This is a genomic window from Paenibacillus sp. S150 (assembly GCF_019352175.1).
Lineage (GTDB): Bacteria > Bacillota > Bacilli > Paenibacillales > Paenibacillaceae > Paenibacillus_AQ.
Genome location: NZ_JACBYI010000034.1, coordinates 53,427 through 74,737 on the forward strand (window position 1 = coordinate 53,427; position 21,311 = coordinate 74,737).

Consider the following 21,311-nt stretch of genomic DNA (forward strand, 5'->3'; position numbering starts at 1 on the left):
TTGCAACGGGAAGCCGTTCAAGAATATTGTAGATCCGGCGGTGATTTTTTTGAGCAGACCAGCAGCAGGCAAGAGAACGTTTCTTACCCGGCTGTACCCCTCCAAGTCGCTCGGGGTACGGCTCTTTCTTGTGTTTTTTATCGCGACGATGGGGATTGTACTGTCCCTTGGGTATACCTCGTACTCCGTCGCCAGGCAAACCATTGAGAACAACGCTTTGTCATCCAATCAGCAGACGGTCGAACAAACCGCAGAGAAGCTGGACGTTATTCTGCTGAGTTTTGAAGACAGCCTGGGTCAGCTGTTTTACAACAGGGATATTCAGGCAGCAGTCAGTCAGGGAAGCATTCCCGCAGCCAGCAGCGCTGAGCGTCAGACGCAGACGGAAGTGATCAACAGTGAATTGGACCGGTGGCTCGCCTCCGTCAAGGGAGTGCAGGGCGTATATCTGGTCCCGCTGAATGAAGAACTCCCTGTCTCTGCTACGGGAACAAAAGATAGCGTTTTTATGGAAGGGATCAGGGAGTCTTCGTGGTTCAAGCAGCTGGAGGAGAAGCCGCAGAGCTTGTGGATTACGCAAGGCTTGAAGGAGGGGGATACTTCAGGCGTGTTCCGTTTAGCCAAATCCATGACGGATGATTCCGGGGGGACAGGCTATATCGCTGTCTGCGATATCGGCACGGAAGAACTGGAGAGCCACCTGGGCCAGGTCAGCCTCGGGATGGATTCCTACGTTGAGCTTCTGACGGGCAGAGACGAGCTGATTGCCTCCTCCCGGCTGCAGGCGGATTCATATCTGCGCTTGGGCGGAACTCTGTTCAACGGGTTGACCGAGGCCTCGGGTTCTTTGCCAACCAAAGATGAGAAAGGCAAATCCATTCTCGCGGTATACGGCACCTTGCAGAGCTCAGGCTGGAGAGTGCTGGGGGTTGTGCCTTCGGAGAATCTGGTAAAGGATGCACACCGCATTCTAAGCACGACTTACATAGCTGTCGCTGCCGCTGCCGTCCTTGCGGTTCTGATCGGATTGTGGATGGTACGAATGGTATCCCGTCCGCTGTCCAAGCTCAAAGACCTGATGTTCAAGGGAGCGGAAGGCGATCTGCGGGTGCGGACGAAGGTGGCATCAAGCGATGAAATCGGCCAGCTGTCCGCCTCCTTCAACCTGATGATGGAGCGGATCACGGAGCTGGTGGTTCATACCAATGAGACGGCGCGGGAAGTATTGGAAACAGCGGATGCACTCGGCAGCGCTTCACGCAAAACGGCTGCTTCGGCGAAGGATATTGCTGCCGCAACCGAGGAGATTGCCGGAGGTGCGGGAAGTCTTGCGCTGGAGGCGGATCGCGGCAGCGAGATGACCGCGCAGATTTCCGAGCGGATGGACATGGTGATCTCCGCTGCCCATGAGATGGAGCGCACGGCGCATGGTGTGGGACAATCCAGCCGGGAAGGCGTCGTGAAGCTGCAGGAGCTGCTGGACAGAACGCATAAGACAGGCGGTATGACCGATAACCTCGTGATGAAGGTCAACGAACTGAAAGATACGGCTTCTTCGGTAATCAAAGTACTGGAGGTTATGCAGAGCATTACGCAGCAGACCAATATCCTGTCGCTGAACGCCTCGATTGAAGCGGCGCGCGCAGGTGAAGCGGGCAGAGGCTTCACGGTTGTGGCCGGTGAAATCCGCCAGCTGTCCGAGCAGTCCAAACGCTCGATTGCCATGGTGGCGGAAATTACCGGCCGGATTATGACGGATATGCATGAGACTGTTGCTGCATTGTCTGAGGTGGCGCCGCTGTTCGGCGAGCAGATCGCTTCAGTGCAGAATACGAGCGATATCTTTGTAACCGTTCAGGGCCAGATGAACCACTTCATTACCCGCCTGGATTCCGTGGGAGCCTCAATTGACGGGCTGAGCCAATCCCAGCATGTGCTGGCGGATGCGATAAACAACGTCAGCTCCTTTGCCGAGCAATCCTCGGCAGCTTCACAGGAAGTGGCCTCCCTCAGCGGAGAGCAGCAAAATGTCAGCGAATATCTCGTGGACCTCTCCGGCAAGCTGGAGCATGCATCCGTCATGCTGAAGGAAAGACTCTCGAAGTTCAGCGTATAATTCCATCCAAAAAACATAATCCAGCCGTTTCTTTCCTTAGGAAGGAGCGGCTGGTTTGCTTTTGAAAGATAAGGAATATATTGTTTCACATCACAAATCATCCTTATATTTCTCGCTGTAACGCATACCTGAAAGCGTTACATAGTATCGATGCTTCCTTTAAGGACGGCGTAGCCGCTTCTGCTTGAAAGATAAGAATTTATATGTATTGGGGTCCCCGCAAAGTACCTGAGTCATCATCGAAGCCAAGCCCCGCTTTGTGGGGTTATTTTGCATGGCGGGCTATGCGGGATAGCTTGAACTGTCCGGCTGGACGGAGGTAATAAATCCGCAAGCTGGGCATAATAAATCCATGATCCCAAACTTCAGGAGGAATGGCTTTGCACAAGCTTAACCATAGACGTATATTTCGGGGCTCGCTTATCCTGTGCGTGCTGGTGGCGCTGCTGGTTGTCAGGCTGGCATGGGTGCAGCTGGTGCTGAAGGACCGCAAGGTGCCGGGAGCGGAATATTCGATGGCCCAGATGGCTGCGGTCCAGAGCGAGCGGGAGATGGTGCTGGACAGCGGGCGGGGCCGCCTGTACGACCGCAGCGGCCGGCCTCTTGCCGGCGAAACGGTATGGACGGCGGCGTTGTTTCCGCAGGAGGAGGCGGCGGAAGCGGAGGAGGGAAGCGCAGCGGGCAAGGCGCAGCTGCAGCGTCTTGCCACTGTGCTGGGCGTGACCTACGAGCAGCTTCAGGCAAGGCGCAGCGGGCTGAAGGAGCCGCTGCTCTGGCCTTCCGGCAGCGGCAGGAATCCGCTGGAGCTGACGCCGGGACAGGCAGAGGAGGTGGAAGCGCTTGCCATCGACGGTGTGCGGGCGCTGCCTTTTGCCCGCCGTTATGAAGGGGAGGCGACCGGCCGCCAGTGGCTCGGATACCTGTCGGAGGCCTCGGCGGCGGAGACGAAGAAATCGCCGACCGGCCTGCGGATTCCCCTGACGGGAACCGACGGGCTGGAGAAGACGCTGGAGCCGCTGCTGCAGGGTGTGGGGCATACTGAAGTGTTCGCCCAGGTGGATGCGCGCGGCAAACGTCTTCCGGACAGCGGAATTCAGGTCCGGGCGCCGCGGAATCCGTATTATCCGCTGTCATTGTATACAACCATTGACAAGGAGCTTCAGGAAGGCATTGAGAAGCTGGCTGTCAAGGCCGGAGTCAAGGAGGGGGCGGTTGTTGTTCTGGACACCCAAAGCGGGGATATTGAAGCAATGGTGTCCTTGCCGTTCTATAATCCCGGGCAGATTTCGCCTGAGGGAGGGGAGTGGAACAACCGGGCGCTCCAGGCGGCGGTTCCGGGTTCAATCTTCAAGCTGGTGACCGCCGCTGCGGCGTTGGAGGCCGGTGTAACCTCGCCGGAGGAGAAGTTCCACTGCTCCGGCCATTACGGCAAATACGGCCTGTCCTGCCTGAAAGGCGCTGGACACGGCTCCCTTACGATGGCGCAAGGGTTCGCCGTGTCCTGCAATACGGTATTTGCCACTCTGGCCGAACGGCTGAGCGGCGCGCAGCTGCAGTCCGCAGCGCTGGCGCTTGGGCTGGGCAGGGGCATCAGCTGGCAAGCGGAGAACACGCTTGGCCTGCCGCTGCTGCGGCCGCTGTCCGGGGAGCAGCCGGGAACGATCTTCAGCACTCTGCTTCCGGATGACGGCGGAGCCAGGGTGCAGACGGCGATCGGCCAGCGGGATGTCAGGGTCACGCCGCTGCAGGCGGCGAACCTGCTGGTCACGCTGCTGCATGGCGGCGAGGTCCGGGCGCCGCGTATTCTGCAGCGGGTCGCTTTTGCCAACGGACAGACGCTGAAGGAGCTGCCGGGGCATCTGGCCCCGGCTCCGCAGGGCAGAATCTCACCGGCGACAGCCCGGGTGCTGCTGCCGCTGCTGCGCAAGGTTGTGACGGAGGGAACCGGCAAAAGCCTGCTTGGCGCGAAGTGGCCCGTGGCAGGCAAGTCGGGTACCGCCCAGACGCTGGTGAAGGGCGTGCCCCGGAATAACCAATGGTTCATCGGCTATGGACCGGTTGACCATCCCCGATATGCGGTATCTGTTGCAGTGGAGAATGTGGCTCCGGGGAGCAAGCATACCGCGACCAGGCTGTTCGGTCAGATATTTGAGCTGCTGTCCGAATCCTCCGGTGCCTGAGCATCGGAGAATTCATCTGAAGGCGCTGTTCCTCCCGGTACCGAAGGCTCGCCGGATGCAGCAAACGGCGACACAATAAACTCCTCCTGGGGCAGGAAAATCCAGCGCTGGAGATAGCCCTGCTGAAGCAGCTCCTTGAGCAGTATGAGCAGGACCGGCGAGAGAATCAAGCCGGCGAAGCCGAAGACGGAGCTGGACAGAATCACGAACGAGAGCATCAGAAAGGCTGAGGATACGCCGATGGAATTCCCTGTAATCTTGGGCTCCAGCAGCTGCCGCACAATCAGCACCACCGCAAGCAGAACGGTCAGTCCGACGGCAAGCGGGGTATTCCCGACAATGAACAGATAGACAATCCAGGGAATCAGAATCGTCGATACGCCGAGCAGCGGCAGCACATCGAACACGGCACAGACCAGCGCCATCGTGATGGCATTTCCGCTGCCCAGAATGAACAGGCCGATGAGCACAATCACGAAGGTAATGCTGATCAGAATCAGCTGTGCTTTTAGATAGGAGCCGATGGCCTTGAACACATTGCCCTGCAAAAAAGCGAATGCGGTCCTGAACGTCCTGGGCATTTTGCCGCGTGCAATTTTGCGCCAGTCCTTGATCTCCATGCTGAGAAAAAAAGCCAGAATAACCGCAATGCCAAAATTAGCCATAAATGATGAAAAGGAGCCGAGAGCTCCGATCATATACTTAAGAAAGATCACCAGCCAGCCGGAAAGCACATTGGTGGCTTCTGCGAAATAACCGTTGATCTTGTCTGTAAGCCCAGCCGGCAGGGCATCGATTCTGGTCTGCAAATAAGCAGTTGTCTCTGCAAATTGCTGCTGGACTATATATGTATATCTGGGCAGGTCATCCTGGAACTGCAGCGCCTGCATCGTAATAAGGAGACCTGCACCGAACAAAACGCCCAGCAGAACAATCAGGAACAGGATTACCGAAATGGCGGAAGCGAACGGCTTGGCCATTCCCCGGCGGTTCAGAAGCCGGGCCAGCGGCTCGATCAGCAGGAATACAAAAAACGATAAGAATACAGGTGCGGCCAGACGGTACAGCGTACTGAAAGCCAGCATCACAAGATACACAGTCAGCAGGACCAAGCCGACGTCGAAGAAGGTGCGCCAATATTTTTTGTACAGTGGCAGCATAAATATAAACGACTCCTTTTTAGATAATTTTACAAATTTGGCTTGAGTTCATTTTACACGAATTTAACAAAAAAACGTCTTTTTCTTTGATACCTGTGTTAAAATAGGGGGTAACGTTTTTTCGCGGGACTCTGCCTGCGTAAAAACCGCGGGGCATATTTCATTCTACTTGGCCGTATCACAGAATCTGCTTGCAGACGTAAGCGAGCCAAAGTCAACTCTGGAAAAGCGGGGAATTTACATGCAGACTTTGCTGCTCTGGCTATTTTACATTTCATCCTTCTATGCCTTTATCCCTGGAATGATCAGCCGGATATTTGGATATCGTGTCTTTCGCAGGGGGAACGGCCGGACGGAGTTCGCGCTGACCTTTGACGATGGGCCGGACCGCCGCTATACCCCGATTCTGCTGGATTTGCTGAAGCGCTATGGAGCCAAAGCCACTTTTTTTGTCGTTGGCTCGCATGCGGAGCAGAACCCGGAAATTATCAGGCGGATGCACGACGAGGGGCATCTGATCGGGATTCACAATTACGAGCACAAGACGAACTGGCTGATGCGACCGCCGACCGTGAAGCGCCAGATACAGCGTACCGACGATATTATTTACAGTATCACAGGCGAACGGAGCACGTATTACCGTCCGCCCTGGGGAATCGTGAACTTGTTTGACTTCTCCAAACGCCGCCAAGTGCAGATTGTATTGTGGTCGGCGATGTTCGGTGACTGGAAAGAAAAGCTTGGCGCAGACCGGCTGACGGAGAAGCTGCTTGCCAAGCTGAATCCGGGCGAAGTGCTGCTGCTGCATGATTGCGGCACCACGCTCGGAGCGGACCCGAAAGCGCCCGAGCATATGCTGGTTGCTCTGGAGCGGATGCTTCAGGAGGCCGAACGGCGCGGACTGCGGAGCATCCGGGTTGACGAGATGATCAGGCAGATGCAGAATTCTCCGATTCAAAAGCTGTCATTTGCCAAGCGTCTGATTGTAGGCCTGTGGCTGGCCTGGGAACAGGTCTTCCAGCTGCTGTTCCGGCTCAAGACCATCTCACCGGCAGATCCGTTTCTCCATTACCGCATACGCAAATATCAGGGCGAACCGGTAATGATGGAAGGCGGGGACCGATTAAGCAAAGGCGACAAGGTGATTGAGCTGCATATCGACAACCGGCAGCTGTTCGAGCTTGGCATCCATTCCCGGTCCTCGGCTCAGCTGGCGATCCGCATGATCCGCCGCATGGAGAAGGATATGCCGGTGCTTGCCCAGCGGATTGCCGGAGATGTGGATCTTGCCGAGGCCAAGGCGCTGTACGGCGTCAGCATGATCAACCGCGGGCCGGAGAAATTCGGGTTCATGGTGCTTGATCTGCCGAAGGGCTGGTTCGCCCGGTCGACGAAGTTTTACCTCAGTATTCTGCTGAGTGTCATCCATCCGGCAGGCGGTGCAAGGCTGAAGGAACGGAGCGAGGTGCTGGTTCCCAAAATGATGCTGATGCCCGTTTCCCAGCTGCTTGACCGGATGAATCAGCAGCGCCCGCAGAAGCAAGTGAAGCCGCGTGAGCGGAAGCGGGAAGAAGAATTGCCCCTGGAAGCCGAGCTTCCGGCAGCTACGGTCGTGCATTGACGTTAAACCGGTAAATGAAAAAATCAAACTGCAATTATAAGCTAAGCTCCCGCGGCCTTCATTGGTCATGGGGGCTTTTTTTAATAATCAGGGAGGACGATTTACCCAACAGGGGGATGCTGCTCCTGAAACTGCGGGTTCTATGTTTTGCAGGTGAAAGCGCTGAATAGGGGGCTAACCGGGATCGCTGCCCGGGCCAGGAAGATAAAGCGGCATGGAGTGAAGTGGAATTAGTAAACCTAAATGAACTGAAAAGCCTGCGCCATAGGGAATAGATGGAAAAAGTACATTTAATTTAGGCCTGTTCCCCTGAAAGGGGGATAAAGGGATGGATTAGTTATCCTTTTTCCCGCTAACGCTGGCGGAAGAGGGAAGGCGGGGAGATTTAGGTTTACTTTTTCCACTTGGGCTTACCCATCGGGTTGCAGCAAGGAGGTCTGTAGGGACGGCGGAAAGCACCGGTTCACCCGGCTGGGGGAAATGGAAATCCCGGGCTGCCTTGAACCTGAACGCCCAAACGGTTGCGCTGTGCAGTGAAGGATGGCGCAGCCGTTTTTCTGAAAAGATAAGAATTTATATGTTTCACGCTATAAATTAACCTTATCTTTCTCGCTGAAACGGATACCGTCCTTATAAGGACGGCGAAGCCGTTTCCACTTGATTGCGTGACTAGCCAAGCCAGGCTCAACCAGCCGCTGCCGAGACTCTGGTCGGGGAATAACCAAGTCGTCTCGCAGCCGGCAGGCAATGAGTGGAGAAATCCCCAGGCTGCGCCTTGTGGAAAAGTATCTTTATACATCAGCGGAAGATGGGCAGCATACGGAAGCGAGAGGCAAAAGCACCTTGGAAGTCAGCGGAAAGCGGGCTGCATAGGGGAGTGAGGCAAAAGCACCTTGGAATTCGGCGGAAGCGGCTGTATAGCAGAAGGAGGGAATGTACAACCCTTAGCACCGCCAGGTGCAGCTCCAAGCGAGGAAAGGATTCGTCCGCCAGGTTGGTTTTTTGCAATTTCAGCGAATTTTAATGATCTGGATTCTGACGATATAATCGCAATTTTATGGGATATTTCTTTCAGCGGGGGCGGGCTATGATTAATTTATACGCTGAGCGGCATAAACAGCAGGACCGAAAGGTGATGAAGACGATGACAGGACGATTGCTGCTCCGCCGGGTGAGGCGGATGAACGGCGAAGAAGTGGACATTGTTGTGGAGAACGGCAGGATCGCGGAGATGGCACCTGCAGGCACGGCACCTGCAGGCACGGCAGCTGCAGCAGGCGGCAGGGTATGGGAAACTCCTATGTCTCCAGCGGCTGGATCGATATGCATGTGCATGCCTTTCCTGCTTTTGAGCCCTACGGGGATGAGATCGATGAGATTGGCGTGAAGCAGGGAGTGGCGACCATAGTCGATGCCGGGAGCTGCGGGGCTGACCGGATCACGGAGCTTGCGGAATCGGGCCGGCGGGCAGCTACCCGGCTGCTGGCCTTCCTCAACATTTCGCATATCGGGCTGCAGCGGATTGATGAGCTGTCCGATATGGAGTGGATTAACCGGGCAAGGGTGCTGCTGGCTGTCTCGAAGCATCCGGAATTCATCGTAGGGCTGAAGGCGAGAATCAGCCGGAGCGTGGTGAAGGAGAGCGGCATTGAGCCGCTTCATATAGCTGTGCGGCTATCGGAGGAAACCGGCCTGCCGCTGATGGTGCACATCGGCTCGGGTCCGCCGGATATCCGTGAGGTGCTTCCGCTCTTGCGCCGGCGGGACATCATTACCCATTATCTGAACGGCAAAAGCAATAATCTGTTCGACCGTGCAGGCCAGCCGCTAGAGGTCTTGCAGGAAGCGGCCTTACGCGGAGTGCACCTGGATGTCGGCCACGGGACGGCCAGCTTTTCCTTCGCGGTGGCGGAAGCGGCCAAGCGCAGCGGCATCCGGCCGGATACCGTCAGCAGCGACATTTACCGCGGCAACCGCCTGAACGGTCCGGTGTTCAGCCTGGCGAATGTGCTGAATAAATTTCTTGCGCTCGGCTACTCTCTTGAGGAAACGGTGGGCTGGGTGACGGAACGTGCGGCAGACTGGCTGGGCAGACCGGAGCTGGGCGAAATCCGCACCGGGGGCGAGGCGAATCTGACGTTATTCCGTGTGAAGGACCAGACGGTTGAACTGGTGGATTCAGAGGGCAGCCGCCGGGAATGCCGGCAAACTATTGAAGCGATGGGAGTGTTCGTTGATGGCAGATTCATTGAATGCGAAATACGGCCTGAAGCGGGTCATTAATGCCAGCGGCCGCATGAGCATCCTCGGGGTGTCGGCCCCTGCGGATACCGTGATGGATGCGATGAAGCAGGGCGGGCAGCGCTATGTGGAGATTGCCGAGCTGGTGGACAAGGCGGGGGATTATGCGGCACGCCATATCGGCTCCGAAGCTGCGGTAATTGTCAATTCGGCCTCCAGCGGAATTGCGCTCGCGGTAGCGGCGGTTGTGACGCGCGGCGAGCAGCGCGCAAGCCTCCGCCTGCATCAGGAGAAGCTGTACAGGAACGAGATTATTATGCTGAAGGGGCATAATGTGCAGTATGGTGCGCCTGTTGAAACCATGATCTATCTGGGCGGGGGCGAACTGCTGGAAGCCGGTTATGCCAATGAAGGCCGGGCTGAGCATATCAGGGCTGCGGTGTCGGACCGGACGGCTGCCATTCTGTATGTGAAATCCCATCATGCCGTGCAGAAGAATATGATTTCTGTCGAAGAGGCCTGGGAGGCCGCCCAGGCGGCAGGCATTCCGCTGATAGTGGATGCTGCGGCGGAAGAGAATCTGCAGAAGTATGTGCAGGTGTCCGATTTGGCCATTTACAGCGGTTCAAAAGCCATCGAAGGGCCGACCTCCGGCATTGTCGCGGGCAAGCGCACCTACATAGAGTGGCTGAAGGTGCAGCTTCACGGCATCGGACGCAGTATGAAGGTCGGCAAGGAAACGACGTTCGGACTGCTGCAGGCACTGGATGAGTATGCGGTCAAACGGGATCGCAGCCAGGAGGAAAAAGCCGCCCTGCAGACCCTGCTGGCCCTGAACGGGCTTCCCGGCATTCAGGTATCGGTCCAGCAGGATGAAGCGGGACGGGCGATCTTCCGGGGAAGAATCCAGGTGGACCGGACGCTGGCCGGAATTTCCGCGCAGGAGCTGTCCGATGGGCTGCGGCAGGGCGAGATAGCCATTTATACCCGTGATTATGGCGTAAGACAAGGTTATTTGGATATTGATCCGCGCCCGCTGACGGGCGATGACATTCACATCATTGCGGCGAGAATACGCCAATTGACAGGAGGAGAAGCAAATGTCTGATATTGCAAAACGGTTCTACAAGGGCCGTGTCGCCCTGAATGTACTGGCCCGGGATATCGGGAACGCCAAAGAGGTCTTTGAGGCTGCCGGGGGGCATGTGCTGGTTGGCGTGCTCTCCAAGGATTACGCCACGGTGGAGGAAGCGGTGGCGGCCATGGAAGCCTGCGGCCGGGAAATTGACGGCGCGGTATCCATCGGGCTGGGAGCCGGGGACAACCGCCAGGCTGCGGTGGTGGCGGAAATCGCCAGACACTATGGCGGAAGCCACATCAATCAGGTGTTTCCCGCGGTCGGTGCCACCCGCGCCAATCTGGGCGGGAAGGACAGCTGGATCAACAGCCTGGTCTCCCCGGCAGGGCAGCCCGGCTATGTGAATATCTCAACAGGACCGGCCAGTGCGGCAGGGGCGCAGCGGGCGGTTGTTCCGGTTAAGGCGGCAATCGCCCTGGTCCGGGATATGGGCGGCAATGCGCTGAAGTATTTCCCGATGCAGGGCCTGAGCAGGGAAGCGGAACTGCGCGCGGTGGCTGAAGCCTGCGCGGAGGAGAGCTTTGCACTGGAGCCGACAGGAGGCATTGACCCGGATAACTTCGGGGCTATCCTGTCTATTGCGCTCGGTGCGGGGGTCCCCCAGGTCATTCCCCATGTCTACACATCCATTATTGACCGGGATACAGGACTCACGCGGCCTGCCGATGTGCGGGAGCTGTACCGGATCATGACAAGGCTGGCGGACAGCTATGTCTAAGCAAATCGCTGCCTTCGGCGAAGTGATGATGCGGCTGCAGGTTCCCGGACATGAGCTGCTGGCGCAGGCCGGCACGCTGAAATACTCCTTCTCCGGAAGCGGTGTGAATGTGCTGTCCGCCCTGACCCGGTACGGGCATCAGGGCAGTCTGGTGACCAGGCTGCCCGAGGGGCCGCTGGGAGATGCCGCAATCGCCGGCCTGCGCAAGCTGGGTATTAATTCCGGTTATATTGAGCGCGGCGGACAGTATGTCGGGATGTATTTTCTGGAGGACGGGTTCGGGGCAAGACCCGGCAGAGTGACCTACACGAACCGTGCGGAGAGCAGCTTCAATACGGCTCCGCAGGGTGCCTATCCGTTTGCCGAGCTTGCGGGCAAGGCGGATGCCGCCCATTTCTGCGGCATTGCACTGGCGATGAATGACGGTGTCAGAGCGGCCATGAAAAGCTATGCCGAGGCGGTCAAGCGCCGGGGAGGCCTCGTGGTCTTTGACTGCAATTACCGCCCTTCCCTCTGGGGGGAAGGCGGCTATGAGCTGGCGAAGCCGCATTATGAAGAGATGCTGCAGCTGGCTGACATCGTGCTTATGAACGAGAAGGATGCCATGTTCATCCTCGGCATGGATGCCGCAAGCGGGGAACGGGAGGAGCAGCTGCAGGAGCTGATTCCTGCGGTGGCTTCCCGCTATAGTCTCTGTACGGTCGCCGGAACGCAGCGGACGGTTCACGGGGACAACCGCCACTCCCTGCGCGGGTATATCTTCAAGGCAGGCAGCTTCTCCTTCTCGGACCGCCTGACCTTTGCGGTCCTGGACAGGGTAGGAGCCGGGGATGCCTTCACCAGCGGGATTATTCACGGCGAGCTGGAGGGTTTTGATCCGCAGCATACCGTTTCCTTCGCCGCCGCTGCCGGTGTCCTGGCGCATACAGTGGTGGGGGACACACCGATGTCCTCCGAGCAGGATATTTTCCGGATGCTGATGAATCCCGGCGGCGACTTGCAGCGTTAAGGATGCATGGGAGAGGCAATACCTGCATTACTGAAGCACAGCAGAACGGGAGCTATAGGCAGAATGATGAGGGCAGCCGCCCGGCCAGCAGCCGGAGGGCTGCTTTTCTGTATGAATATAAGAATGGATATGCTTCCCGAAGGATGCCCCGTTTCTGCCGGTTTGTGCAGCTGCATGTGAAGCCTATTGCTTAACGGGGCAAATTGGCGCTATTATTCGGATGATTTCTAAACTATGCAGGATATTTTGCCGCTGCGGGGCGGGCTATAATTGGGTTAATCAATGAAAGTACAGGCTAACCTGAGGAGGCAGAGCAATGAAAATCAACAGACATCCGGAGAATCCGATCGTGGTGCCGGGCAAATACGGCTGGCGGCTGGCGACTGTGTTTAATCCGGCGGTGATCAAGGATAACGGGAAATTTTATATGATTGAACGGACAGCCGGCTCCCTGACCCCGTGCAAAAACTTTCTGGGCCTGCTGGAAAGCGAAGACGGTGTGCATTTCACCCATGTGAAGGATGAGCCGGTGGTTACGCCCGATATGCTCGGCTTTCCCTACGGGAGTGTGCAGGACCCGAGAATAGTGAAGATCGGGGACCTGTTTTATATGAGCTTTGCGCTCCGCCCCTGTGCGATGAATTATTACCCGACCGGAACCGGCATTCCGGAGCGTTCCATACCTGAATATCCCGGCGGCTGGGGGGAAGAGGAAGGCCACTGGCTGACCCGCTCCATTCTGATGTCCTCCCGCAATTTGACGGACTGGGAATATGTAAGCACTACAACACCGCTTGAGATCAATGACCGCAACAATATGCTGTTCCCGGAGAAGATCGGCGGCAAATACGCGCTGCTGCGCAGACCGGAGGAATATATCGGCGAAGCGTACGGGACGGAGCAGGCGGCGATTTGGATTTCGTATTCGGAGGATCTGAAGAGCTGGGAAGCCCCCAGTCTGCTCGCCAAAGCGGAAAACGGCTGGGAAAGTAAAAAGATCGGCGCCTCCACTCCGCCCATCCGCACAGAGCACGGCTGGCTGCTGCTGTACCACGGCGTGGACAGCGATACAGTGTACCGCCTGGGCGCGATGCTGCTCGATTTGGAGGACCCGTCCAAGGTGATCGCCAGAACGAAGGACTTTATCATGGAGCCGGAGACGTATTATGAAAAATTCGGCTATCAGATTCCCAATGTTATTTTTCCGACCGGCTGTGTGCTGGATGAAGGAATTCTGCATATCTACTATGGCGTAACCGATACGGCTATCGCGCTGGCAACGGTTCCGCTCTCCGAAATGCTGGAGCATCTGCTGGGGCAGACGGTACGGTAACAGGTGAATTAAAACGGGATGCATATATAGCTGCAATCCCTAAAAGCGCGGTGAAAAAGTGGCCGGAGAGCCGACAGGGAGCCCAAACAGCGATAGCGGCCGCCTTTGCAGCCGGATTTTCCCCACACAGGGGGTTGCAAAATCAAAAAATCCGGCTATAAAAGCTGAACTTGAAACAATAATAAAAAGGGCAGCCAGCCTTAGTGGGAAAAAAGTATAACTAATCCAATGCATTCGGATCCTGGATCATCCCTAGTGGGAAAAAGTACAGCTAATCCGGCTGAAATCAGCCGGATGGGGGGAGCGGGCCTCCATGAAGTGTACAAAATCCCGCTAAAGCCCGTTCAAGCCAGAATTCCAGCCCATTAGGGTTACTTTTTCCGCTTCGCTTCCGTTCTCTATGAACCTCCTTGCGTTCCATCAGCTTGTTCAGGTTCTCCAGTTCAACTCATATACAACAGCGAGTGGAAACCCCTACCAGGCCGTAGGCCACGACAAAATCACCACACTTCTAACGGCTAACCGCTAACCGCTTGATGGTGTTCAGGCGGTTAGCCTAATCCTTGCATTGGAAGCGTTTACTGAGAAAATTAAGAAGAAGGATTGCTATTTACATTACATTTAGTGTAATATAACATGACTTGTTTTCAGGGTTTTCAACAGTTTTTTCACTCTTTTTTGCAAATCAGCTGAAGAATAACGGATATAATCTAACATTTGTGGGATATAGGCGGCAGCCGATAGCTTCTATAATTAATGTAACAGCTCAGGCAACCGCGCAAACGGGAATCTGAGATGCGGGAACAGCAGACACTAATATATAGGAAGAGGGTTGATTATGGTGACAATGAAAAAGACAAAAAAAGCGGCTTTGCTTGGTATGGCGGGCATGCTGGCCTTGTTCACAGCGGCATGCGGCAACAGCAACAGCTCGGACAGTGCCGGCGGAAGCGGGGATACCGAAGAAACCGTCACCCTGAACATGATGCATCCCTGGACATCGCCCAATGTGGACAACGATGTATACAAGGCACGGATCGCCAAATTTGAGGCGGAACACCCCAATATCGTCATCAAGCAGGACGGAGTGCCTTCCGCGCAATATAAAACCAAGCTGCGCACCCTGGCAGCCGCCAACAATCTGGCGGATATCAATGTCGTTTGGCCCGGAGCCGATCTGGAGCCGCTGGTGGAGGGGAGTCTGGTTGAGCCGATCGACAGTCTGATGGACAACTGGAAGACGATTTTGCCGGAGAGCGCCCTTGCCGGGTTCAATATCGGCGGCCAGCAGTATGCCATCCCGACCAAACAAACCTTTGTAGACATCATCTATTACAACAAGGATATGTTCACCCAGGTGGGCTATACGGAGTTTCCGGACACCTACGATAAGTTCATCGACGCGGTTAAAAAGCTGAAAGCGGCGGGAATTACGCCGATCTCTCTGGGCAACAAGGAGCAATGGCCGCTGCAGTCGTCCTACCTGTCCATCATCGGGGACCGCTTTACCGGCAGTGATTTCCTCACCAAGGTGATGAATAAGGAAGCGAAGTTTACGGACCCTGATTTTGTCCAAGCGATTTCGGTCATCGATGAGCTGACCAAGCTGGATGCGTTCAATACCGATGCCAACAATATGGATTCCGTGCAGGGACAGGATTATTTCATTCAGGGAAAAGCAGCCATGCATATCTCTTCCTCGACAGTAGACGCGAGAATCCGGATCAACAATGATGAAGGCGACAAGTTTGGCATTGCCCTTTTCCCAAGCGTGGACGGCGGCAAAGGCGATCCGGTGAAAAGCGCGGGCGTGGTGCAGTACGGCATCGCCATCAAGAGCGGACTGGACGAGAAAACCAAGGCGGCAGCCGAGGAATTCCTGAAGTATTTTGTCAGCGAGGACCTGTACAAGGAACTGATCCGCAACGGGGTTGTAGTTCCGGCTACTGTGGAAGTCCCCGAGGACGCCAGCCCGTATCTGAAAGAAATGCTGGAGCTGACCAGCAACGGCACAGCACCTGTATTTGACAGCATTGTTCCGACACAAGTGGTTGACGTTGTGCAGAACGGTATACAGGCGCTCACCGTCGGACGCGGCACGCCGGAAGAGGTCGCCAAGGATGCGCAGGAAGCTTTTGACCAAATGAACTAGGACTTATACGGAGAAACGGATACCGCCGTTTGCACAATCAGGCGCAGCCGTTTCTCCATTTCATAAGCAGAAGAGGATTCAACTGGAAGGGGGATGCCCTGTGCATACGCTTAAGCAAAATAAACTGGCAATCTTTATCGGATTATTTCCGGCGCTGGTCATCTATCTTGGAATTGCAATCATACCGATCGGCATTTCGCTCTACTACTCGGTGATGGACTGGAACGGGATCGGCAAGATGACTTTTATCGGCCTGGACAACTATTCCCGCATTCTCACCGATGATACGTTTTGGCTGTCTGTACAGAATAACGTTGTGATTATGCTGACCGGTCTGGTCGGCCAAATTCCGCTGGGCCTGATTATGGCCATGCTGCTGAACAAGGGACTGAAGGGCTCGGGCTTCTTCCGCACCGTAGGGTTCATGCCCGTCGTTATTTCCTCCGTCATGGTTTCCTTAATTTGGGGCATGATTTATAACACGGAATACGGGATGCTGAACAGCATGCTGGCCTTCTTCGGACTGGAGAGCTGGCAGCAGAACTGGCTGGGCGACATGAAGTGGTCGATGCTGTCCATCAGTGTGGCGTATATTTGGCAGAACTGCGGGCTGTATATGGTTATTTTCCTCGCCGCCCTGCAGAGTATCCCGGATGAAGTCAATGAAGCCGCCGAGCTGGACGGCGCAACTGGCTTCCGGCGCACGCTGCACATCACCATTCCGATGCTCCGCAGCACGATTATGGTCGCGGTGGTATACAGCATCAGCAACTCCTTCCGCGTGTTTGATCTGATTCAGGTGCTGACCGGGGGCGGCCCGGCGCATCAGACGGAAGTCATGACGCTCTATATGTACAACAGCGCGTTCATGAATTTGCGCTACGGCTACGGCAGTGCGGTATCCATTCTGATTCTGCTGTTCAGTCTGATCGTGATTTCCATCGTCAACCGGATTGGCCGGGAGAAGGACGCCTGATGAACATTTTAGAGAAGGGAGGAAGCAGCTATGCATAAAAAAACACCGTTGTTCAAGTTCTTTGCCTACACTTTTTTAAGTCTGTTCGCTATTATGAATATAATTCCGATTTTCTGGATGATCATCAACTCGTTCAAGGAAGAGCAGGAATATGCGGCGAATCCGTTTTCCTTCCCGACCACGCTGCATTTCTCGAACTACACCAAAGCTTGGGAAATCGCCAATATGAATATATACTTTTTGAACAGTCTGCTGATTACGTTCGTGTCGCTGGTCGTGACCGTGCTGCTGGGCTCGCTTGCCGCCTATTTTCTCGCCCGGTTCACCTTCAAGCTCCGCGGGTTCACGTATGCGCTGTTTCTCTTGGGGATGCTGGTGCCGATTCATGCCACACTCATCCCGATCTTTCTGATTATGCAAAAATTGAGCCTGATCGATACGTACTTATCGCTGATTCTGCCTTATACGGCGTTTCACCTGTCGCTGACGGTGTTCATCCTGGAGGGCTTTATGCGGGGCTTTCCCAAGGATCTGGAGGAATCGGGCATTATGGACGGAGCGGGCGTGTTCCGCATCTTCTGGTCCATTATTCTGCCTATCACCCGTCCGGCCATGGCCACAGTCGTGATTCTCAACTTTATTTATAACTGGAACGAGTATTTATTTGCGCTCGTACTGATCACCTCCAATTCGCTCAAGACGCTTCCTCTGGGTCTGGCGAACTTTGTCGGCGTGGAGACGGCGAGCTATACGCTGCAGATGTCGGCGCTGACCATTGCGCTCGTTCCCATACTGATCTTCTATCTGCTGCTGCAGAAGCAGCTGGTAACCGGGATGACCGCCGGAGCCGTCAAGGGCTGAGTCCGGGGCCGCCAGCAATTGGCGGAACAGCTGCAAGAAGCAGGCGGTGAGGAAAAAGGAGTCTGAAGGATGAAAATACGCTGGAAAAAGCCCGGCAGCTTCGGCTTGAAGCGCAAGGCGATGGTGATATTTCTGCTCTTTGTCATTCTGCCGACCATTGGAGTCGGGGTCATTGTGCAATATAAATACAACAAGGTGCTGCGTGAGCAGTTCATCAGCTCGACCCGCCGCAACCTTGACAACGTGACCAGCCAGCTTGGCGAGCAGACCAAAATGGTGGAGGATATCGCCGATTATTTCATCCTGAGTCCCGACATGCGGAATTTTCTCCGCACCTATCCGCCGCTTGAGAATGAACAAAAGGCTGTATACAAACGCAACATTGAGGACTTTCTGACCTTTCAATTGATGTCGAGAAGCTATATCCGCTCCATTGAAATCTCCGGCTATAACGGCAATACCATAGAGATGGGCGAGCCGTTCAGCGGGGATGAAGGCAAATGGGAGCAAGAGGCGGTGTCCCGCAAAGGCGGAATTCTCTGGACCGAAGGCTATCCGCTGAACAGCTCTTGGAACGGGCGGGTCCGGGTGCTCTCGATGATCCGCATTCTGAATTCCTTCAGCGAGATTACGAAGCCGCTCGGCATGCTGACCATCCGGCTAGATGAGGCGAATATTGCCTCCCAGCTTGAAAAAGGCGTGCTGGCTGCAGGCTACGGCAGCGTGTTCGTGATCGGCGGAGCGAATGATCTGATCCTGGAATCGGTCAACCGCCTTCCGGACGGCTATGTTCCGGATCAAGCGCTGATGCAGGAGCTTACGGCGGGCAGCGACAAGCTGGCTACCTATACGGCAGCGGGCAAGCGGTATCTCGCCATGTACAACCAAATTGAAAATTCGGATTGGAAAGTGGTCATTATGATCTCGGAGGCGAAGATGGCGGAGGAATTCCGCAGCGTCAAAGTTGTGATGTCCATTATCCTGATTGCCATTCTGGTGCTGGCGCTCACCGCACTTTTTGGATTCCACTATACCATTATCCGTCCGATTCTGCGGCTGAAGATCGAGACGGGCCGGGTAGCCGGCGGTGACTTCACCGCGAGGGTGCCGGTCAACTCACAGGATGAAATTGCTGAGCTGAACAGCAAGTTTAATGAGATGGTCATGACCATCCAGCAGCTCATTGACCATAAATATAAGCTGGAGCTGCGGGAGCGGGAGTCGGAGCTGAAGCTGATGCAGAATCAGATGGACCCCCATTTCCTGTACAATACACTGGATATGATCCGCTGGACGGCCCGTCTGGAGCAGGCGGAGCAGTCCAGTCAGCTGATTGAGATGCTCTCCAGGTTCTTTCGCGCCAGCGTCAATAACGGCAGCTACCAGACAACGCTGGGCAAGGAAATGGATTTCGTGCAGGCTTATTTGTATTTACAGCAGTACCGGCTGGGCGACAAGCTGTCGTATTCCCTGGACCTGGAGCCGGGTATTGAAGAGGCGGTCACGCTGAAGGCGACCATCCAGCCTCTGGTGGAGAACGCGGTCAAGCACGCCTGGGACCGGAGCAAGCCTGTTCACAGGATTGAGGTGAAGGCCTATACGGCCGGAGGGGAAATCAGGATTGATGTGACCGACAACGGAAAAGGCATGACTCCGGACCGGGTGCGCGAAATTGCGGCTAACCTGGAATACAGGCCTTCAGAGCGCGTAGGCGGCCATGAGGGGGCGCTGCACAACATTCATGAACGGCTGTCCATTTTCTTCGGAAAAGATTACGGACTGCAAATTATCCATACTTCGGGCGAAGGCACGGGAATCCGCGTCACTCTCCCGCTGCGGCGGGCCGAAAGCGAGGGGGCTGAAGATCATGAGCAATAACGGACGAATGGACACCAAAGGGCTTAAAATGCTGATTGTCGATGATGAGCCGGTCATTTGCAAGGGACTTCGCTTGACCATCGATTGGGCTGCGCTGGGGGTAGAGGTCATCGGCGAAGCCTATGACGGCGGGGAAGCGCTGCGGGTTATGGGCAGCACCGAAGTGGATTTTCTGCTGTCGGACATCCGGATGGACGGCATGGACGGTCTGCAGCTGGCTGAGCAAGTGGGGCAGCTGTATCCGGAGGTGCGGATGGTGATCATCAGCGGATATGAGGATTTCGATTATGCGCGTCAGGCGATCCGGCTCGGCGTGAACGATTATTTGCTGAAGCCGGTTAATGTGGACGAGCTTACCGGGGTGGTGGGCAAGCTGGCGGAGGATATCCGCCGCCAGAAGCAGGAGGGCGGCAAGGATGAAGTCAAGCTCTGGCTGACCAATATGGCCCGGCACGGCATCGCCTACCGCAAGGCGGCGCCGTCTTCACTCCAGGGAGCGCAATTCAGAATTCTGGCGACACAGCTCGGTTATTTTCACGAGCGCTATGCGGAGCTTGGGCAGGAGGAGTATGAGCAGCTGCAGGAAGAGTGGCTGGGCGGCCTTCACGGGCGGCTTGCGCTTCCCGGCCTGAAGCTGGTCTCTATCTTCGACCATGAGAATCTGCTCATCACGCTGGCGGTGGCGGACCGGCGGCTTGCGCCGCAGGAATGGCGTGAATGGCTGGACCGCTTCATCCCCGGGCTGGTCCCCGGGGCGGAGCTGCATTGCGGGGCATCCCGGACTTATGCGGATGCCGCAGAGACGGCGGACCGCTGTGCGGAAGCCGCGGAGCTGCTGCGCTATTCCGTATTGGAGCACCCGCCGGTGCTGGATGAAGAGGTGATCCGGCAGTGGAACGGTACCCGGGAGCCGGCGGCACTGGATATTGCCGACAGGGTGCAAAACCTGGTGGCGGCTCTATTCAAGCAGGATGCCGCGGAGACCGGTGTCCTGGTATCGGAGCTGCTGCAATTTTTCAAGCATGAGTCGTATTTGCTGCATGAAATCGTGACGGTGTATGAGGAGCTGTTCGCCCTGCTGCGCCAGCGGCTGCGCAAGAGCGGTATTACCGGCATGGATTATGGCCGCCAGCCGCCTGACCTCTACCTGTATAATTCTTACGATGCCCTGGAGGCGCTGATCCGCAAGGACATGGCCGACCTGCTGGAGCTGATTGAGCAGAACGGGACGGACCGCTCCTACTGGATCGTCGAAAAAGCCAAGCGTTACATTGAAGCGCAGTACCGCACCGATCTGAAGGCCTCCGAGGTGGCGGCCTGGCTGAAGATCACGCCGAGCTACTTCAGCTACATTTTCAAGCAGAGCACGGGCAAGGGCTTCACGGAATATATGAATGAGCTGCGGATCGAGCAGGCCAAGGAGCTGCTTGCGAGCACACATGACAAGGTGTTCGAAATTGCCGACAAGGTGGGCTACAAGGAATACAAATACTTCGTGACCGTGTTCAAGTCCTATACGGGCATGACCCCGAAGGAGTATAGGGGCTTGCGGGCAAGCAAGGACCTGTAGGGGGGAAGGCTTGCCGGGCAGGCAAGGACTTGTAGGGCCGAAGGCTTTCCGGGCTGGAGTAACGGCAGAACGCCCAGTAAATAACGGCAGAAATGCCGTTATTGGAGCGCCGCTGGCCTGGTGGGCAGGAAATAACGGCAGAAATGCCGTTATTGAGCGCCGCTGGCCCGGGTGAGCAGGAAATAACGGCAGAAATGCCGTTATTGGAGTGCCGCTGGCCCGGTGGGCAGGAAATAACGGCAGAAATGCCGTTATTGGAGCGCCGCTGGCCTGGTGGGCAGGAAATAACGGCAGAAATGCCGTTATTGAGCGCCGCTGGCCCGGGTGAGCAGGAAATAACGGCAGAAATGCCGTTATT

15 protein-coding genes and 1 pseudogene are annotated in these 21,311 nt (G+C 55.9%); 15 read left to right on the forward strand and 1 reads right to left on the reverse strand.

What is annotated here, in order from left to right; all coding sequences use genetic code 11:
* Window positions 1–49: 49 nt before the first annotated feature.
* Window positions 50–2,116 (forward strand): methyl-accepting chemotaxis protein, encoded by a 2,067-nt coding sequence (locus HYD27_RS23890; protein WP_219219289.1) that lies wholly within the window; start codon window positions 50–52, stop codon window positions 2,114–2,116.
* A gap of 380 nt (window positions 2,117–2,496) precedes the next feature.
* Window positions 2,497–4,296, forward strand: a complete 1,800-nt coding sequence (locus tag HYD27_RS23895) for a peptidoglycan D,D-transpeptidase FtsI family protein (RefSeq protein ID WP_228745281.1) — start codon at window positions 2,497–2,499, stop codon at window positions 4,294–4,296.
* Here HYD27_RS23895 and HYD27_RS23900 read toward each other — a convergent pair.
* The gene (locus HYD27_RS23900; protein WP_219219293.1) at window positions 4,257–5,456 is read right to left on the reverse strand and encodes an AI-2E family transporter; all 1,200 of its coding nucleotides are present in this window, start codon (window positions 5,454–5,456) and stop codon (window positions 4,257–4,259) included. The two genes, HYD27_RS23895 and HYD27_RS23900, sit on opposite strands and share 40 nt — an antisense overlap.
* 241 nt (window positions 5,457–5,697) lie before the next feature.
* On the opposite strand from HYD27_RS23900, the gene HYD27_RS23905 reads away from it, so the two are divergent.
* From HYD27_RS23905 to HYD27_RS23965, 13 genes and pseudogenes are all read left to right on the forward strand, one after another.
* On the forward strand, window positions 5,698–7,077 hold the full coding sequence (locus tag HYD27_RS23905) for a polysaccharide deacetylase family protein (protein WP_219219294.1): 1,380 nt from the start codon (window positions 5,698–5,700) through the stop codon (window positions 7,075–7,077).
* 1,144 nt (window positions 7,078–8,221) lie between these two features.
* Window positions 8,222–9,360: pseudogene (locus tag HYD27_RS23910) on the forward strand (amidohydrolase/deacetylase family metallohydrolase).
* Complete coding sequence (locus tag HYD27_RS23915) at window positions 9,314–10,426, forward strand: DgaE family pyridoxal phosphate-dependent ammonia lyase (protein WP_219219296.1); 1,113 nt, start codon at window positions 9,314–9,316, stop codon at window positions 10,424–10,426. Before HYD27_RS23910 ends, HYD27_RS23915 begins: the two are co-directional and overlap by 47 nt.
* Window positions 10,419–11,174: a 2-dehydro-3-deoxy-phosphogluconate aldolase gene (dagF, locus tag HYD27_RS23920; protein WP_219219298.1), complete on the forward strand. Its 756-nt coding sequence runs from the start codon at window positions 10,419–10,421 to the stop codon at window positions 11,172–11,174. Before HYD27_RS23915 ends, dagF begins: the two co-directional genes overlap by 8 nt.
* Entirely contained in the window at window positions 11,167–12,183 is a 1,017-nt protein-coding gene (locus HYD27_RS23925; RefSeq protein WP_219219301.1) for a sugar kinase, read from the forward strand. The genes dagF and HYD27_RS23925 overlap by 8 nt, the downstream gene beginning before the upstream one ends.
* 316 nt (window positions 12,184–12,499) lie before the next feature.
* Window positions 12,500–13,516: a glycoside hydrolase family 130 protein gene (locus HYD27_RS23930; RefSeq protein ID WP_219219303.1), complete on the forward strand. Its 1,017-nt coding sequence runs from the start codon at window positions 12,500–12,502 to the stop codon at window positions 13,514–13,516.
* Window positions 13,517–14,354: 838 nt separating this feature from the next.
* The gene (locus HYD27_RS23935) at window positions 14,355–15,668 is read left to right on the forward strand and encodes an extracellular solute-binding protein (RefSeq protein ID WP_228745282.1); all 1,314 of its coding nucleotides are present in this window, start codon (window positions 14,355–14,357) and stop codon (window positions 15,666–15,668) included.
* Window positions 15,669–15,768: 100 nt separating this feature from the next.
* Window positions 15,769–16,644: a carbohydrate ABC transporter permease gene (locus HYD27_RS23940; protein ID WP_219219305.1), complete on the forward strand. Its 876-nt coding sequence runs from the start codon at window positions 15,769–15,771 to the stop codon at window positions 16,642–16,644.
* Between the two features lie 30 nt (window positions 16,645–16,674).
* The gene (locus HYD27_RS23945; RefSeq protein WP_219219307.1) at window positions 16,675–17,505 is read left to right on the forward strand and encodes a carbohydrate ABC transporter permease; all 831 of its coding nucleotides are present in this window, start codon (window positions 16,675–16,677) and stop codon (window positions 17,503–17,505) included.
* Between the two features lie 69 nt (window positions 17,506–17,574).
* Window positions 17,575–19,383: a cache domain-containing sensor histidine kinase gene (locus tag HYD27_RS23950; protein WP_219219309.1), complete on the forward strand. Its 1,809-nt coding sequence runs from the start codon at window positions 17,575–17,577 to the stop codon at window positions 19,381–19,383.
* Window positions 19,373–20,953, forward strand: coding sequence for a response regulator transcription factor (locus HYD27_RS23955; protein ID WP_228745283.1), 1,581 nt, complete (start codon window positions 19,373–19,375; stop codon window positions 20,951–20,953). The genes HYD27_RS23950 and HYD27_RS23955 overlap by 11 nt, the downstream gene beginning before the upstream one ends.
* A 10-nt stretch (window positions 20,954–20,963) precedes the next feature.
* Window positions 20,964–21,128: a hypothetical protein gene (locus HYD27_RS23960; protein ID WP_219219311.1), complete on the forward strand. Its 165-nt coding sequence runs from the start codon at window positions 20,964–20,966 to the stop codon at window positions 21,126–21,128.
* On the forward strand, window positions 21,097–21,311 hold a 215-nt coding region (locus tag HYD27_RS23965; protein WP_219219313.1), incomplete at its 3' end, for a hypothetical protein. The genes HYD27_RS23960 and HYD27_RS23965, both read left to right, overlap by 32 nt.

Coding starts and splice junctions, on each gene's coding strand:
- HYD27_RS23900 (WP_219219293.1), bottom strand. CDS start 5,456: ATGCTGCCACTGTACAAAAAATATTGGCGCACCTTCTTCGACGTCGGC.
- HYD27_RS23905 (WP_219219294.1), top strand. CDS start 5,698: ATGCAGACTTTGCTGCTCTGGCTATTTTACATTTCATCCTTCTATGCC.
- HYD27_RS23915 (WP_219219296.1), top strand. CDS start 9,314: ATGGCAGATTCATTGAATGCGAAATACGGCCTGAAGCGGGTCATTAAT.
- dagF (WP_219219298.1), top strand. CDS start 10,419: ATGTCTGATATTGCAAAACGGTTCTACAAGGGCCGTGTCGCCCTGAAT.
- HYD27_RS23925 (WP_219219301.1), top strand. CDS start 11,167: ATGTCTAAGCAAATCGCTGCCTTCGGCGAAGTGATGATGCGGCTGCAG.
- HYD27_RS23930 (WP_219219303.1), top strand. CDS start 12,500: ATGAAAATCAACAGACATCCGGAGAATCCGATCGTGGTGCCGGGCAAA.
- HYD27_RS23935 (WP_228745282.1), top strand. CDS start 14,355: ATGGTGACAATGAAAAAGACAAAAAAAGCGGCTTTGCTTGGTATGGCG.
- HYD27_RS23945 (WP_219219307.1), top strand. CDS start 16,675: ATGCATAAAAAAACACCGTTGTTCAAGTTCTTTGCCTACACTTTTTTA.
- HYD27_RS23950 (WP_219219309.1), top strand. CDS start 17,575: ATGAAAATACGCTGGAAAAAGCCCGGCAGCTTCGGCTTGAAGCGCAAG.
- HYD27_RS23955 (WP_228745283.1), top strand. CDS start 19,373: ATGAGCAATAACGGACGAATGGACACCAAAGGGCTTAAAATGCTGATT.